Origin of the sequence: Pseudomonas lurida (genome assembly GCF_013522705.1) — a bacterium.
GTDB lineage: Bacteria > Pseudomonadota > Gammaproteobacteria > Pseudomonadales > Pseudomonadaceae > Aquipseudomonas > Aquipseudomonas quebecensis.
The window spans coordinates 51,906-66,747 of record NZ_JAAMRE010000008.1 but is presented as its reverse complement, the minus strand read 5'-3'; the positions used below and the strand labels follow the sequence as shown (position 1 = coordinate 66,747).

The window sequence follows — 14,842 nt, the reverse complement described above, 5'->3', positions numbered from 1 at the left end:
CACTGATGCATGTTGGACGATGGCTACCCCTGCTGTGCCTGAGCGTTTTCATAGGCGGTTGTGCGAGTGTCTCGCCAACCTCCACCCCGGCCATCCTCGACCACCTGCTGGCCGATCCGGCCTTCAACGGCGCAACGGTCTCGTTGATGGTGCGCGACGCCCGCAGCGGCACCACCCTCTACCAGCACAACGCGCGCACGCGTCTGGTGCCGGCCTCCAACCTCAAGTTGCTGACCACGGCGGCGGCGATGGATGTACTGGGGCCGCACTACCGGTTTTCCACGCAGGTGCTGAGCACGGGCGGCCGCCAGGGCGAGCGGCTGGCGGGCAATATGTATCTGCGCGGCCTGGGCGACCCCACCGTGCAGTTCGCCGATTACCAGGCACTCGCGGCGCAACTGGCCAGTCAGGGCGTGCGCGAGGTGCAGGGCGATCTGGTGTTCGACGATACCTGGTTCGACGCCGAGCGCCTGGGCGTCGACTGGGCCCAGGATGACGAAAGCACTTACTACGGCGCGCAGATTTCCGCGCTGACAGTGTCGCCCGACTCGGATTTCGATGCGGGCACTCTGATCGTCACGGCCAAGGCACCTGTGGCAGTCGGCCAGCCGGTGAACGTCTCCGTGAGCCCGGCCACCGATTACGTGCAACTGAGCAATCGCGCCGTCAGCGGCCCCGGCAACGATTACGGCATCACCCGTCAGCACGGCACCAACCTGCTGCAACTTCGCGGTGCGCTGGCGCCCGGCAAGCAGAGCCGGCAATGGGTGAGTGTGTGGGAACCGACCCAGTTGGTGGCGAACCTGTTTGAACAGGCGCTGGCTCAGCAGGGCATCAAGGTGCAGGGCCGGCGCGTGATCGGTGGCGCTACGCCCGCGACGGCGACGACGCTGGCCGAACATCAGTCGGCGCCGTTGCAGGACTTGATCACGCCGTTGCTTAAACTCTCGAACAACAACATGTCCGAAGCCCTGCTCAAGGCCATGGGCCGCAAGACCGCGGATGCCGGCACTGCGGCGGCGGGCGTGGCGGCGGTGGCGGGCTTTATGACACGTCAGGGCCTGGACCCGTCCGCCCTTAGCCAGGTGGACGGTTCGGGCCTGTCGCGGCGCAATCTGGTGTCATCTCAGACCTTCACCGACCTGCTGCTGGCCAGCGCCCGGCAACCCTGGTTCGACGCCTGGTACACCGCCCTGCCGATTGCCGGCGACCCGGACCGCATGGTCGGTGGCAGCCTGCGCTATCGCCTGCGCGGGACGGCGGCGCAGAACAACCTGCATGCCAAGACCGGTTCCATGGCCGGTGTGTCGTCGTTAAGTGGCTATATCACCGACGCCAACGGCCGGCGCCTGGTGTTTTCGATGGTCAGCAACAACTACCTCAGCGACGCCGCGCCGGTGCGCGCCGTGGAGAACCGCGTGGCCCGGGCCCTGGCTCAGTGGCAGGACTGAATCAGGGCTGATAGCCCATGCGCCAGCTCACCGCCCGGGTCGCCGCCAGCAATTGCCGGGCCGCCGGGCCGTCTTCGTCGGCGTGGAACAGCGAGGTGGGGCCGACCACGGTCATTACCGCCGCCACCTGGCCGACGGCGTTGAACACCGGCGCCGACAAAGCGTCCACCCCCGGCATCAGCAAGCCATGCACAAAATGCAGGCCACGCTGGCGGATCTGTTGGCACGTGATGGCGTAGGCCTGGTCGTCCGCCAGGGCGTGGGCGATGCCTGCCTCAATCTCCTGCTGGCGCAGCTCCACGGTTTCCCGCGAGGGCAGAAACGCGCTGAACACCAGGCCGGTGGATGAACTGAGCAGCGGCAGCACCGAGCCCAGTTGCGTCACCACCGTCACCGCGCGCACCGCCGGCTCGATCTGCACCACGGTCGCGCCCTGGTTGCCCCATACCGCCAGAAAGCAGGTTTCATTCAGTTGGTCGCGCAGTTCCGCCAGGGGCAGGGCACCGACTTTCAGTACGTCCATGCTGCCCAGTGCGGCCAGCCCCACGCGCAAGGCTTCGCGGCCCAGGCCGTAATGGTTGGTGGCGGTGTTTTGTTCGGCGAACCCCGAGGCGATCAACGCTTGCAGGTAGCGATGCACCTTGCTCGCCGGCATCTGCACATGTTCGGCCAGGCGCGACAGCGAAGTGGCCGGCGACAGCTCAGCCAGGGCCTTGAGAATATCGGTGCCCACTTCGGCCGAGCGGACTTTCTGTTTACCGGTGTCGCGGGGCTTTTCCATGGAGAGGCGGGGTTCCGAAAGATGAATGGGCGTCTTTATAGCTTGACGCTCGATAGCGATCAAATTACGTTATGCGTAACTGGATTACGATAAAAACAACTTCCGCACAGAGGACGATCCATGACCCTCGAATACCTGTCGGGCTTCGGCAATGAATTTGCCAGCGAAGCCCTGCCCGGCGCCTTGCCGGTCGGCCAGAACTCCCCGCAAAAAGCACCCTACGGCCTGTACACCGAGCTGTTCTCCGGCACCGCGTTCACCATGGCCCGCAGCGAAGCCCGGCGAACCTGGTTGTACCGCATCCAGCCGTCGGCCAATCACCCGGCGTTCGCCAAACTGGAGCGGCAGTTGGCCGGCGGTCCGCTGGGCGCGGTGACACCCAATCGGCTGCGCTGGAACCCGCTGGATATGCCCAGCGAGCCGACCGATTTTATCGACGGGCTCGTCGCCATGGTCGCCAACTCGGCGTCGGAAAAACCTTCAGGCATCAGCATTCATCACTACCGCGCCAACCGCTCCATGGAGCGGGTGTTCTTCAACGCCGACGGCGAATGGTTGATCGTCCCCGAGCACGGCCGCCTGCGCCTCGTCACTGAACTGGGCGTGCTTGAGGTCGAGCCGCTGGAAATCGTCGTGCTGCCGCGCGGCCTTAAATTCCGGGTCGAACTGCTGGATGCCCAGGCGCGCGGCTATATCGCCGAAAACCACGGCGCGCCGCTGCGCCTGCCGGACCTGGGGCCCATCGGCAGCAACGGCCTGGCCAACCCGCGGGACTTCCTCAGCCCCGTCGCCCATTACGAAGACCTGCGGCAACCGACCACCCTGGTGCAGAAGTTCCTCGGCGAACTGTGGGCCTGCGAACTCGATCATTCACCGCTGAACGTGGTGGCCTGGCACGGCAACAACGTGCCCTACAAATACGACCTGCGCCGCTTCAACACCATCGGCACCGTCAGTTTCGATCACCCGGACCCGTCGATCTTCACCGTGTTGACCTCGCCCACCAGCGTGCACGGCCTGGCCAACCTCGACTTCGTGATCTTCCCGCCGCGCTGGATGGTGGCCGAGAACACCTTCCGTCCGCCGTGGTTTCATCGCAACCTGATGAACGAATACATGGGCTTGATCCAGGGCGCCTACGACGCCAAGGCCGAGGGCTTTCTGCCCGGCGGTGCGTCATTGCACAGCTGCATGAGCGCCCACGGCCCGGATGGCGAGACCTGCACCAAGGCCATCAACGTGGAACTGGCGCCGCACAAGATCGATAACACCATGGCCTTCATGTTCGAGACCAGCCAAGTGCTGCGTCCCACCCGGTTCGCCCTGGACTGCCCGCAACTGCAACCTGCCTACGACGCGTGCTGGGCCTCGCTGCCCGTCACCTTCAACCCGAATCGGAGATAACCCATGACTCAGCCCACCCTTGCCCGCAGTTGGGTAGCGTCCGCCAACGGTCACGCGGACTTCCCGCTGCAGAACCTGCCGCTGGGCATCTTCAGCCTCAACGACGCGGCCCCGCGCAGCGGCGTGGCGATTGGGGATTGCATCCTCGATCTGCACGCGGCATTGGACGCGTTCGACGGCGAGGCCCGCCGTGCGGTGCAAGCGACTGCCGGCGGCCAGTTGAACGGGTTGTTCGCCCTGGGGCGTGGTCCCCGCGTAGCATTGCGCGAGCGCCTGCTGGAACTGCTGGCCGAGGGCAGCCCACTGCAAGCCCGTGAGGCGCAGGTGCTGCACCGCGCTGCTGATTGCCAGCTGCACTTGCCGGCGAAAATCGGTGACTACACCGACTTCTACGTTGGCATCGAGCACGCGCAGAACGTCGGCAAACTGTTCCGTCCCGACAACCCGTTGCTGCCCAATTACAAGTACGTACCGATCGGCTATCACGGTCGCGCCTCCACCGTTCGCCCCTCGGGCGTCGAGGTGCGTCGCCCCAAAGGCCAGACCCTGCCTGCCGGCCAGACCGAGCCCACCTTTGGCCCCTGTGCGCGGTTGGACTACGAGTTGGAACTGGGCATCTGGATCGGCCAGGGCAACACCATGGGCGAAGCGATCGCCATCGGTGACGCGGCCGAGCATATCGCCGGTTTCTGTTTGCTCAACGACTGGTCGGCGCGGGATATCCAGGCGTGGGAATACCAGCCGCTGGGGCCGTTCCTGTCGAAAAGTTTTATCACCACCGTCTCGCCGTGGGTGGTCACGGCCGAAGCGCTGGCGCCGTTCCGCAAGGCTCAACCGCCACGTCCCGCAGGCGATCCGCAACCGCTGCCGTACTTGCTGGATCAACGCGACCAGGCCGGCGGTGCTCTGGATATCGAACTGGAAGTGCTGCTCAGCACAGCCGCCATGCGCGAGCAAAACCTGCCGGCCCATCGCCTGGCCCTGAGCAACAGCCTGCATATGTACTGGACCGTCGCGCAGTTGGTGGCCCACCACAGCGTCAACGGTTGCCAGCTGCAGCCCGGCGATCTGTTCGGTTCCGGCACCTTGTCCGGGCCCGAAGCCGGCCAGCTCGGCAGCCTGCTGGAGATCACCGAAGGCGGTAAGAAAGTGATCGAATTGGCGTCCGGCGAAGTGCGTAAATTCCTGGAGGATGGCGATGAAATCATCCTGCGCGCGCGCTGCACGCGAGATGGCTACGCCTCCATCGGTTTCGGCGAATGCCGTGGCACCGTGGTTGCGGCGCGCTGAGGGGGCAGGGGATGGAACTCTATACGTACTACCGCTCCACTTCGTCGTACCGGGTGCGTATCGCCCTGGCCCTCAAAGGCCTGGCGTTCACAGCGGTGCCGGTCAACCTGCTGGTGCCGGCAGGGGGCGCCAACCGTCAGCCGGAGTACCTGGCGATTAACCCACAGGGTCGCGTGCCGGCCCTGCGCACTGACGACGGCGATCTGTTGATCCAGTCGCCGGCGATCATCGAATACCTCGAGGAACGTTATCCACACGTGCCGCTGCTGAGCAAAGACCTGGCGACCCGTGCCCAGGAGCGCGCCGTGGCGTCGATCATCGGCTGTGATATCCACCCGCTGCACAACTCCAGTACCCAGAACCTCCTGCGTCAAAGGGGGCATGACGAAGGGCAGGTACTGACGTGGATCGAGCACTGGATCAGCCAGGGGCTGGGCGCGGTGGAGCAGTTGATCGGTGCTGAAGGGTTCTGTTTTGGTGAGCAGCCGGGCATGGCCGATGTGTTTCTGATCCCGCAGTTGTACGCGGCCGAGCGGTTCAAGGTGTCGCTGGCCGATTATCCGCGTATCGGCAGGGTTGCGGCGTTGGCGAAGGAGCATCCGGCGTTTATCCAGGCCCATCCCGCCAACCAACCGGATACCCCTGACGCTTCGTAAATCCGTTGTGTGACACCCATAAAAATAAACAGGTACCTTGCGATGCACTCTCAGATTGCCAGCTTTCGCGCGGCACTCGACGCCCGTCCGGTGTCGCGCTACCAGTGGCTGATCCTCCTGTTGCTGGCGTTACTGCTGGTGACCGACGGCTACGATGCCCAGGTGCTGGGCTACGTGGTGCCGGCGCTGGCCGCGGACTGGGGGCTGGAAAAGCCCGCGTTCGGCCCGGTGTTCAGTGCCAACCTGCTGGGGCTGACCCTCGGTTCACTGTTGGTAACGCCGCTGGCGGATCGCTTCGGTGTACGGCGGGTTCTGCTGGCCTGCGTGCTGATCTACGCCAGCCTCACGGTGTTGATGGTGTTCGCCGACTCGCTGACCACGCTGATGGCCGCGCGGTTCATTTGCGGGATCGGCATGGGCGGCGCGATGCCCAGTGCCATGGCGTTGATGTCAGACTATTCACCGCCGCGCCTGCGCACCTTGATGGTGACCTTGGCCGCTTGCGGCTTTTCGTTCGGCGGCGCGGCGGGCGGGTTCGTGGCCGCGGGGTTTATCGAGCACTACGGCTGGGAAGCGGTGTTCCTGGCCGGAGGCGTCACGCCGCTGCTGCTGTTTCCATTCCTCGTTTGGCTGCTGCCCGAATCCCTCCCGCGTCTGCTGCGGGATGCGCCGCCCTATCGGCGTTTGCAACGGGTTACGGCACGCCTGTTGCCCGACTGGCAACCGCCGCTGGCAGGTGCGGCTGACGACCCGCAAACACGCGGCAGTCAACTGACGGTGGTGGAGTTGTTTCGGCACGGTTACGCGCGGCCGACCTTGCTGATCTGGGCGACCTTTTTTGTCAGCCTGATCCTGCTGTATTTCATGATCAGCTGGCTGCCGTCGCTGCTGCTGGAAAGTGGCCTGGCGCTTAAGCAAGCCAACCTGGTGACGTCGATGTTCCTGTTTGCCGGCACCATCGGTGCGATCGGCATGGCCTGGTTTGCCGACCGCCTTAAGAACAAAGTGCGCCTGCTTTGTGGCGTGCTGCTGGCTGCGGCGCTGTGCACCGTACTGTTGGGCCTGAACCACGACAATCCGCGTTACCTGGTCGCATGCGTGTTTGCCGCCGGCTTCTGCATCATCGGCGGGCAACTGACCCTCAATGCCTTCGCCAGCAACTTCTACCCGGCCCATGTGCGCGCCACCGGCACGGGCTGGGCGCTGGGGGTGGGGCGCTTCGGTTCGATCCTTGGGCCATTATTGGGGAGTCTGTTGCTCGCGCTGCACATGCCCGTGCAGCAGATTTTCTTCTTCTGCGCGATTCCAGCGGTGATGGCAGCGTTATTGATTATCCAGGTGCGCTCGCCGGCTGCCGGGACGCCGAGGAACCCGTTGCATGGCGATATTCTCAAGACGCCGGTCAATCACTGACGGGCGCGCTCACCACGCAAAACTGGCGTCTTAACCAGAGCCAAAGCGTCCGTCAATGCACCACCGTGTTGGGCGGCAAATGCCCCAACCGCTCGGTCAGGCGCAGGCGTTGGATCGGGTCTTCACTGAGCAGCAGCGCATGTTCCAGGTCGAAGCGCTCGGCGTTGGGGCAGTCCAGGCGTTGATACAGGCTGGCCCGCGCCAGGTAGTCCGCAGCGCTGGCGTTGCCCAGTTCCAGCACGCGCTCGGCGTCGATCAGCGCGGCCAGCGGATCGTCATTGGCCAGGTGCAACTGGCGCAGGTTGCGCGACAAGCGTTGCAGGATCAACCGTGGCTCTGCGGTGAGCAGGTGGTGGGCCTGCAGTTTGAGATGGGGACCATATTGGCGTTGCAGCAGTTCGCGACAGTCGTTGGGGTACAGGCGTCGACCGCCGCAAGGGTCCAGCAGGTGGTCGGCGCCGGGCACCCGCAGCAGGAAGTGCCCAGGGAAGTTCACGCCGACCAAGGGAAGATGCAGGCGACGCGCCAGCTCCATGGCGATCAAGCCTACGGCCAGAGGCTGCCCGCGTTTGCGCAGCAGGACTTTATCCAACAGTGCGGCCGCGGGGCGCAGGGGGGTGAGGTCATCCTGGGCAAACCCCAGGTCGTTCATGCGCCGCAGCAGCGGTTGGCCCAGCTCATCCGCCGGCAGCACGGGCATGCCTGCGCTCACTTGCTGCTGCAGCAACCCCAGTTCCTGCAGAATCTGTAACGGTTGCACGGTTGCGTCATGTTCAGCGGCAATCCATAGCGCGGCCTCGAACAGTGCAGGGGGCGAGCGTTCCAGACAGGCGAAAAAGGCTTGGCGGGGCTTCATTTCGTTCTCCGGCGGATGCCCCGTTTTAGCCTTGCTGGGAATTTTCGTCCAGTAACTTAAGAAAGATCCTGCGGGCTTATGTCGCAGAACCTACAAAATCGGACGACTTATTCCCGCGCGCTTCGGCAGTTTTCTACCGCGAGCCTATACTTGGCGACACAAGAAGTGATTCGGGAGCTCGACCATGTTTGCTCTCATGCACAGCACCCGCCTTGAATCGCTGCACCTGAGCATCGACCCGGTGACAGGCTTGAAGGCGGTCATAGCCATTCACAACAGCCGCCTGGGGCCTGCCCTGGGCGGCTGTCGTTACCTTGCCTACCCCGACGACGAAAGTGCCGTGGCCGATGCCGCGCGCCTGGCCCAGGGCATGAGCTACAAGGCAGCACTGGCCGGCCTGCCGGTGGGTGGTGGCACGGCAGTGATCCTGCGGCCCGCTCATGTGGAAAACCGTGCGGCGCTGTTCGAAGCGTTCGGGCGCTGCGTGGAACAACTCGACGGTCGCTATATCACCGCCATCGACAGCGGCACCTCGGTGGCCGACATGGATTGCATCGCTCAACAGACCCGCTTCGTCACCAGCACCAGCGCCGCCGGCGACCCTGCGCCCCACGCCGCCATGGGCGTGTTTACCGGCATCCGCGCCACGGCCATGGCGCGCCTGGGCAGCGATAACCTCGAAAGCCTGCGCGTGGCGATCCAGGGCCTGGGCAACGTCGGCTATGCCCTCGCCGAACAACTGCACGCGGCCGGCGCCGAGTTGCTGGTGAGCGACATCGATCACGGCAAGGTGCAACTGGCCATGGAACAATTCGGCGCGCACCCCATTGCCAACGACGCGTTGCTCAGTACGCCCTGCGACATCCTGGCGCCCTGTGGCCTGGGGGCCGTGTTCAATCGCCAGAGCGTTGCCCAACTGCGCTGCGCCGCCGTGGCCGGTTCCGCCAGCGCGCAACTGACCAATCTGCAAGTGGCCGATCAGTTGGAGGGGCGCGGCATTCTTTACGCGCCCGACTATGTGATCAATTCCGGCGGCCTGATCTACGTCGCGCTCAAGCACAGCGGCGCCGAGCTACCCACCATCACGGCACACCTGTCGAACATTGCCACACGCCTGACCGAAATCTACGCCCACGCCCAAGCCGAAAAACGCTCACCCGCGCGGGTGGCCGATGAACTGGCCGAGCGTCTGCTCTACCCATGACCGCTTATTAAAAAGGCCCTGAATCAACGATTCAGGGCCTGTTCAATTCGGGCTTTATTCCGCCGGCGCGTTCAGCAACTCGGACAGCGCGTCCGGCTGGCTCTTGAAGGCCTTGGCAAATACATCGCGATTCTTCGCCATGTAGATCCCGGCTTCCTCCACCTGCTGCTCGCTCAGAGACGGCACGGCTTTTTGCAACACTTCTGCCAGCAACTCAGCGAGTTCAAGCATTTTGTCATGACGGTCAGCTTCGGCTTTATCCATGAACAAACGCTCCAGATCTCGGCTGCTGCGGTATACCACTTCGACGGCCATTCCCCACCTCACATGCCTTCACGATAGTTGTCTTTTGCGACTACTGTATTTATATACAGCTAAAAGAGTAAGCCAAACCGTGGGGTTTGGGTAGCAGTTTTTTAATGTAGTTGGGAAACGGGGGTTTGCTACACCGGAAATTTCTGACAACTTGCCGGGGTTGCGCTGGATTTGTCCGGTGGCTTACTTTCACCGGGCGCTGCAAATGCAGCTAGCGGGCTTGGCGGCCCAACAAGGAAACGCAACAACCCCCCTATAAGATTGCAGGCGTTTTTTGCATTTGCATTCTTGTGTCATGGCGGGTTGCGCATGGACCCTTCGGGGTGCCGGGTTGTTCCTTGCCGGTCCGCCAACCTTGTGCAATCCGTCACCCAACCTGCTTGGCGGCAGGCGGTGATGGTTTCTTAACTAAGGAACTAATCTATGAAAAAAATCACTCCCAACCCCTCGCCCACCGATTCGACGCTATTTAGCGTTACGCCTGAAGCTGACACAGAAACCTTACTGGCTAACGCCAGCGAAACCCTGAACAGCGCCCGTGAAATGGCTAATATGCTGGCATTCGACCTTGAAGGTCCGCAGCGAAGTCTGGTATTGGCCATTCACCAATTGGTTGAGATTGGCGGTCTGTTAGTCGACCAAGCGCTAGAGAAAGTCGCACCAGTTTGATGCCAAGCCCTCTGACCGTTCCTGCGTTTATGGGAGCGGTCAAGAAATGGCTTCGAGTTTTCCTGTTGCTCACTTCATCGCTCGGAGCACGACAGTAAAACTCCAGCGACTAGACTCCTTCTTCATCGAATCCAAACGCAAGTAAGGCGATGCTGAGTGGGCTCCCGCAGCGCGGGTGCAACTCCGGCAAATTACTGATTACATCAGCGACTGCAGTCCAGTTGCTGCGCTTGAGGTAAACCAAGCAATAGAAGCCTCCGTGCTGGCTCTTTCTCGTAGGCCCCATCTTTACCGCCCTGGGCGTGTCATCGGTACGCGAGAGATGGTGGTACACCCGAATTATCTGGTCGTTTATAAAGTGACAGACAACATTCGGGTCATCTCGGTTTTACACGACCGCCAGCGATATCCTTGAAAAATCCGCTTCTCGGATGGGCAAAGTATCCACTCTGCTCATCCTCCCACGTGTCTCATGTCACCCCGCCATCATCTTATACCCGCCTCTGGCCTTTTTTCTGCATGCAGAACAACCGTCACGTCCAACCCGCATTATCCGGTCGAGTCGACCTAAGGAAGCATCATCGTGAAAATCAACTGGGCCGAAAAGCTGCGCCACCAGGTCCATGGCCTGGCGGAGTCGCTGGGTAATCTGTTTGTCGAGTCGTTTCACTATCTGGCGCTGTTCGCCATTGGTGCGGTAACCGCCTGGGCAGCGGTGATGGAGTTTCTGGGTATGCTGGAAAACGGGCATATCAAGATCGATGACATCCTGCTGTTGTTCATCTATCTGGAATTGGGCGCGATGGTCGGGATTTACTTCAAGACCAACCACATGCCCGTGCGCTTCCTGATCTATGTGGCGATCACCGCGCTCACGCGTCTTTTGATCTCGAACGTGTCCCACCACAATCCGCCGGATCTGGGCATCATTTACCTGTGCGGCGGGATTCTGCTGTTGGCGTTCGCGATTCTGGTGGTGCGCTATGCGTCGTCGGCGTTCCCCTCGGTGAAGGTCGAAGGCCCGCGCCGCAAGGGCGAGGCGAGCCTGGAGACCGAGAAGGGCGAGCTCTAGAGCCCGACGCTGAGCGGGAGGTCGCGGGCCGGCGGTGGCTGCATCAGTTTGTGGCTGTCGCCGTCGGTCATCACCGCCAGGATTTCCATGGCGCTGTGGCCCTGCTCGATGGCGATTCCGAACTGGATGCTCTGCACCAGGCGTTTGAGCCGTTCGGGGTCGTTGCGTTGCTCGGCGCTGATCATGCGCTTGGCCACCACGCCCGTCTCATCCGAGAGGGTGAGCATGATGCTGCCGTCGAGCCGTTGGATGCTCAAGTTGACGCGGTACTTTGGGCTGAAGGTATCGGTGATGATCTGAAAAGGATTGTCCATGGTGCGTTACCGCCTGATAAGAACATGCAGTCATTGACGACCGGTGTCAGGATTAGTTCGCATCGCCTGACCACCGGCCACTTCGTCGCTGAGGGGCACAAATTCCGTTTGCCTCGTGAGCTGTACAGCAAGGGCCGTGCCGTATAACGACCGTCCTGAAGTGGGAGGGGCTTGCCCCCGATAACGCTCTTTCAGCTGAGTATTTATTGGCTGACACGCCGATAACGGGGGCAAGCCCCTTTCCACAATTGTTTCTGGCCCGTGATCTATTTCAGGGCACTGTCAGCAAAACGATCCCACACAGCGCAATCAGCACTCCACCCAGCTCACCGCCAGGCCGCCCCGTGAGGTCTCTTTGTATTTGTCATGCATGTCGGCGCCGGTGTCGCGCATGGTGCGGATCACCCGGTCGAGGGAAATGAAGTGTTTGCCGTCGCCGCGCAAGGCCATTTGAGTGGCATTGATCGCCTTGACCGCGGCGATGGCGTTGCGCTCGATGCATGGCACTTGCACCAGGCCGCCGACGGGGTCGCAGGTCAGGCCCAGGTTATGTTCCAGGCCGATTTCGGCGGCGTTTTCCAATTGCTCGGGTGTGGCGCCGAGGATGTCCGCCAGACCGGCGGCGGCCATGGCGCAGGCTGAGCCGACCTCGCCCTGGCAACCGACCTCGGCGCCGGAGATGGAGGCGTTTTTCTTGCACAAAATGCCGACGGCCGCCGCCGCCAGGAAGAAATTGACTACGTCATCGTCGGACGCGTCGGCGTTGAACTTCATGTAGTAATGCAGCACCGCCGGGATGATCCCGGCCGCGCCATTGGTCGGCGCGGTCACCATACGCCCCCCGGCGGCGTTTTCTTCGTTAACGGCCAGGGCGAACAGGTTGACCCATTCCATTGCCGACAAGGTGGACGTGATCACATTTGGTTTGCCGATTTCCAACAGACTACGGTGCAATTTCGCTGCGCGGCGCGGAACGTCGAGGCCGCCAGGCAGGATGCCTTCATCGCGCAGGCCTTGTTCCACGCACTCGCGCATCACGGACCAGATATGCAGCAAGCCGCTGTGGATCTCTTCGTCACTGCGCCACGCCCGTTCGTTGGCCATCATCAGCTCCGACACCCGCAGGCCGTGCTGTTTGCACAGGGCCAGTAGTTCGGCGGCGCTGGAAAAGTCATAAGGCAATGCCACATCGCTGACCGGCGCGATGCCCGACGCCGCCTCGGCAGCCTCGATGATGAAACCTCCGCCCACCGAGTAATACGTTTCTTCACACAACAGACCATGGTCGCCATAGGCGTGCAGGGACATGGCGTTGGGGTGGTAGGGCAGGCTCTCTTCGAGCAGCAGCAGGTCGGTGTGCCAGTTGAAGGCAATGTCCTCGGTGCCTGCCAGCAGTAAGCGGCTACTGTCGCGCAGTTGCTGAATACGCGGATTGATCGAGGTAGGGTCGACCTGATCGGGCCACTCGCCCATCAACCCCATCACGCAGGCGCGGTCAGTGGCGTGGCCGACGCCGGTGGCGGACAGCGAGCCGTACAGGCGTACTTCGACCCGGCGCGTTTGGCTGAGCAATTGTTGCTCGGTGAGCGCCTGGGCAAAGGTCGCCGCCGCGCGCATGGGCCCGACGGTGTGGGAGCTGGACGGGCCGATGCCGATTTTGAATAGATCGAAAACACTGATAGCCATGCTAAAGCCTTACAAGCAATGGAGTAGGAATCGCTGCCATTTTTTGTAGGACGAGCGCAATTGGCGCGATACTGAGCGCCTGTAACACCACTGACCAACGAATTCTCCTAAGACACTCTTTAGCAGGACTAAACCATATGGCTCGGCCACTCCATGGTCAGACTTACGTCTGGCTGCATGTTTTCTCCTGTGCGGCGCGGCATTTGTCGTTCACCCGCTGCGCCGAAGAACTGCACATCACGCCGGGGGCGGTGAGTCAGCAGATTCGTCAATTGGAGGAGCGCCTAGGCTTTCGCCTGTTCCATCGGCGCGCCCGAGGTGTGGAACTCAGTGCCGAAGGGCAGCGATTAGCGGCGACGGTAGGGGAGGCCTACGGCAGCATTGACGCCGAGTTGCAGCGGCTGGACGCGGGCATGATCAGCGGCACCTTGCGGCTGCGATCGATCCCGTCGTTTCTCGGCAAGTGGTTGACCCCGCGCTTGCCGCGTCTGCAGCAACGCTTTCCGGATATCCAACTGCGCTTGGTCGCCGAAGATAGCAGCGTCGCCCTGCACGAAGGCGACTTCGACCTGGCCATCGACCTCAACGACGGCAGCTACCCTGGACTTTTATCCACAGCCTTGCTCGACGAACAGATCTTCCCTGTGTGCGCGCCGAGCCTGCTGCGCGGACGGCCACCGCTGCACGGCCCCGCCGACCTGGCGCATTTCCCTCTGTTGCACGACATCACCGCCTGGCGTGGAAGTTATGAGTACGCCGAGTGGGAGTTCTACTTGAATGCCATCGGCTATCACGACGCCGACGTGCGACGCGGCCACACCTTCAACCGTAACCATCTGACCATCGAGGCGGCCATCGCCGGCATGGGCGTGGCCATTGCGCGACGTACCCTGCTCAATGATGAGCTGGAGCGCGGCACCTTGATCGTACCGTTCGGCCTTGCCGTGCCGAACCACAAACGCTACGTATTGCTGTATGCCCCAGGCGCGTTGAACCACCCAGGCGTGCGTGCGGTGCATGACTGGCTGGTGGAGGAAGCGGCGGTTTTTCGCAGTGTGCACCCGTTGGGAGAGGGGCAATTATGACGATCGAGAGGACGTAAGAAGATGTAACTAACTCCCCACCCTAACAGCGTTTTTGCTCGTCGTCAGGGTTAATTTGTAATGTAGGATTTATCTTTGCAAAGGGGTTGAATTGTTTCCGCAGGTGCTCAATTGTGTAATCAAGAGGTCATGGTTTCACCACAACGGTGTTGCAGTTTGTGACCTCTCGCGAGCTAGCTGAAATAAGGGAAGAACTATGCAAATCCAAGTCAATAGCGATAACCATATTGAAAGCAGCATCCGACTGGAGGAGTGGGTACGTACTACCATTGAGAGCACGCTCGAACGTTATGAAGAAGACCTGACCCGTGTCGAGGTCTACCTGCGGGATGAGAACGGCGACAAGCCTGGCCCCCATGATCTGAGTTGCCGCCTCGAAGCGCGGCCGAAACGCCATCAACCGCTGTCGGTCCTGCACAAGGCCGATACCCTGGAACAGGCCATCGACGGTGCGGCGACCAAGCTGGACCACGCGCTGGAACACCTCTTCGGCAAATTGCAAGGCAAGCCCCGCGCTGCCGGCAAAGGCCAGCCGACCACCAAAGTCAACGAAGATGAGCTTGAACAGGAGTTCCTGGAAAAAGAACGCGCCGTTTTCAACGGCTGATCACTGACCGTTCTGTCATCC

Annotated in this window: 15 protein-coding genes and 1 pseudogene; 11 read left to right on the top strand and 5 right to left on the bottom strand. The window is 62.0% G+C overall.

Features of this window, described 5'->3' with window-relative positions; genetic code table 11:
- Positions 1-5 precede the first annotated feature (5 nt).
- Positions 6-1,451 (top strand): D-alanyl-D-alanine carboxypeptidase/D-alanyl-D-alanine endopeptidase, encoded by a 1,446-nt coding sequence (dacB, locus tag G7025_RS09370; RefSeq protein ID WP_181078409.1) that lies wholly within the window; start codon positions 6-8, stop codon positions 1,449-1,451.
- Between the two features lies 1 nt (position 1,452).
- On the opposite strand, the gene G7025_RS09365 is transcribed toward dacB, so the two are convergent.
- A complete protein-coding gene (locus G7025_RS09365) occupies positions 1,453-2,232 on the bottom strand; it encodes an IclR family transcriptional regulator (protein ID WP_181078407.1) in 780 nt (259 codons plus the stop codon).
- Between the two features lie 120 nt (positions 2,233-2,352).
- Between G7025_RS09365 and hmgA the strand changes: the two genes are divergently transcribed.
- The 4 genes from hmgA to G7025_RS09345 are packed head-to-tail and all read left to right on the top strand — an operon-like array spanning position 2,353 to position 6,995.
- Positions 2,353-3,636 (top strand): homogentisate 1,2-dioxygenase, encoded by a 1,284-nt coding sequence (hmgA, locus tag G7025_RS09360; protein WP_181078405.1) that lies wholly within the window; start codon positions 2,353-2,355, stop codon positions 3,634-3,636.
- A 3-nt stretch (positions 3,637-3,639) separates the two neighbouring features.
- Positions 3,640-4,926: a fumarylacetoacetase gene (gene fahA, locus G7025_RS09355; RefSeq protein ID WP_181078403.1), complete on the top strand. Its 1,287-nt coding sequence runs from the start codon at positions 3,640-3,642 to the stop codon at positions 4,924-4,926.
- A gap of 11 nt (positions 4,927-4,937) precedes the next feature.
- Positions 4,938-5,582: a maleylacetoacetate isomerase gene (gene maiA / locus G7025_RS09350; RefSeq protein WP_181078401.1), complete on the top strand. Its 645-nt coding sequence runs from the start codon at positions 4,938-4,940 to the stop codon at positions 5,580-5,582.
- A 42-nt stretch (positions 5,583-5,624) separates the two neighbouring features.
- Complete coding sequence (locus tag G7025_RS09345; RefSeq protein ID WP_181078399.1) at positions 5,625-6,995, top strand: MFS transporter; 1,371 nt, start codon at positions 5,625-5,627, stop codon at positions 6,993-6,995.
- A gap of 52 nt (positions 6,996-7,047) precedes the next feature.
- Here the strand turns inward: G7025_RS09345 and G7025_RS09340 are convergent, their stop codons facing one another.
- Positions 7,048-7,851: a SirB1 family protein gene (locus G7025_RS09340; RefSeq protein ID WP_181078397.1), complete on the bottom strand. Its 804-nt coding sequence runs from the start codon at positions 7,849-7,851 to the stop codon at positions 7,048-7,050.
- A gap of 184 nt (positions 7,852-8,035) precedes the next feature.
- Between G7025_RS09340 and G7025_RS09335 the strand changes: the two genes are divergently transcribed.
- Positions 8,036-9,055: a Leu/Phe/Val dehydrogenase gene (locus G7025_RS09335; protein ID WP_181078395.1), complete on the top strand. Its 1,020-nt coding sequence runs from the start codon at positions 8,036-8,038 to the stop codon at positions 9,053-9,055.
- A gap of 54 nt (positions 9,056-9,109) precedes the next feature.
- On the opposite strand, the gene G7025_RS09330 is transcribed toward G7025_RS09335, so the two are convergent.
- Entirely contained in the window at positions 9,110-9,370 is a 261-nt protein-coding gene (locus tag G7025_RS09330) for a YebG family protein (RefSeq protein WP_012722374.1), read from the bottom strand.
- 423 nt (positions 9,371-9,793) lie between these two features.
- Here G7025_RS09330 and G7025_RS09325 point away from each other — a divergent pair, with 423 nt between their 5' ends.
- The 3 genes and pseudogenes from G7025_RS09325 (at position 9,794) to G7025_RS09315 (ending at position 11,111) form a co-directional block, all read left to right on the top strand.
- Positions 9,794-10,039, top strand: a complete 246-nt coding sequence (locus G7025_RS09325) for a DUF6124 family protein (RefSeq protein ID WP_181078393.1) — start codon at positions 9,794-9,796, stop codon at positions 10,037-10,039.
- A gap of 154 nt (positions 10,040-10,193) precedes the next feature.
- A pseudogene (locus tag G7025_RS09320) lies at positions 10,194-10,454 on the top strand (type II toxin-antitoxin system RelE/ParE family toxin); the annotation flags it as partial.
- A 168-nt stretch (positions 10,455-10,622) separates the two neighbouring features.
- Positions 10,623-11,111 (top strand): phosphate-starvation-inducible protein PsiE, encoded by a 489-nt coding sequence (locus G7025_RS09315; RefSeq protein WP_181078389.1) that lies wholly within the window; start codon positions 10,623-10,625, stop codon positions 11,109-11,111.
- Here G7025_RS09315 and G7025_RS09310 read toward each other — a convergent pair.
- A complete protein-coding gene (locus G7025_RS09310; protein ID WP_181078387.1) occupies positions 11,108-11,425 on the bottom strand; it encodes a DUF3509 domain-containing protein in 318 nt (105 codons plus the stop codon). The genes G7025_RS09315 and G7025_RS09310 overlap by 4 nt on opposite strands.
- 309 nt (positions 11,426-11,734) lie before the next feature.
- Entirely contained in the window at positions 11,735-13,111 is a 1,377-nt protein-coding gene (locus G7025_RS09305; protein WP_181078385.1) for an L-serine ammonia-lyase, read from the bottom strand.
- A 137-nt stretch (positions 13,112-13,248) separates the two neighbouring features.
- Here G7025_RS09305 and G7025_RS09300 point away from each other — a divergent pair, with 137 nt between their 5' ends.
- Positions 13,249-14,196, top strand: coding sequence for a LysR substrate-binding domain-containing protein (locus tag G7025_RS09300; protein ID WP_181078383.1), 948 nt, complete (start codon positions 13,249-13,251; stop codon positions 14,194-14,196).
- A gap of 214 nt (positions 14,197-14,410) precedes the next feature.
- The gene (locus tag G7025_RS09295) at positions 14,411-14,821 is read left to right on the top strand and encodes an HPF/RaiA family ribosome-associated protein (RefSeq protein ID WP_181078381.1); all 411 of its coding nucleotides are present in this window, start codon (positions 14,411-14,413) and stop codon (positions 14,819-14,821) included.
- Positions 14,822-14,842 lie beyond the last annotated feature (21 nt).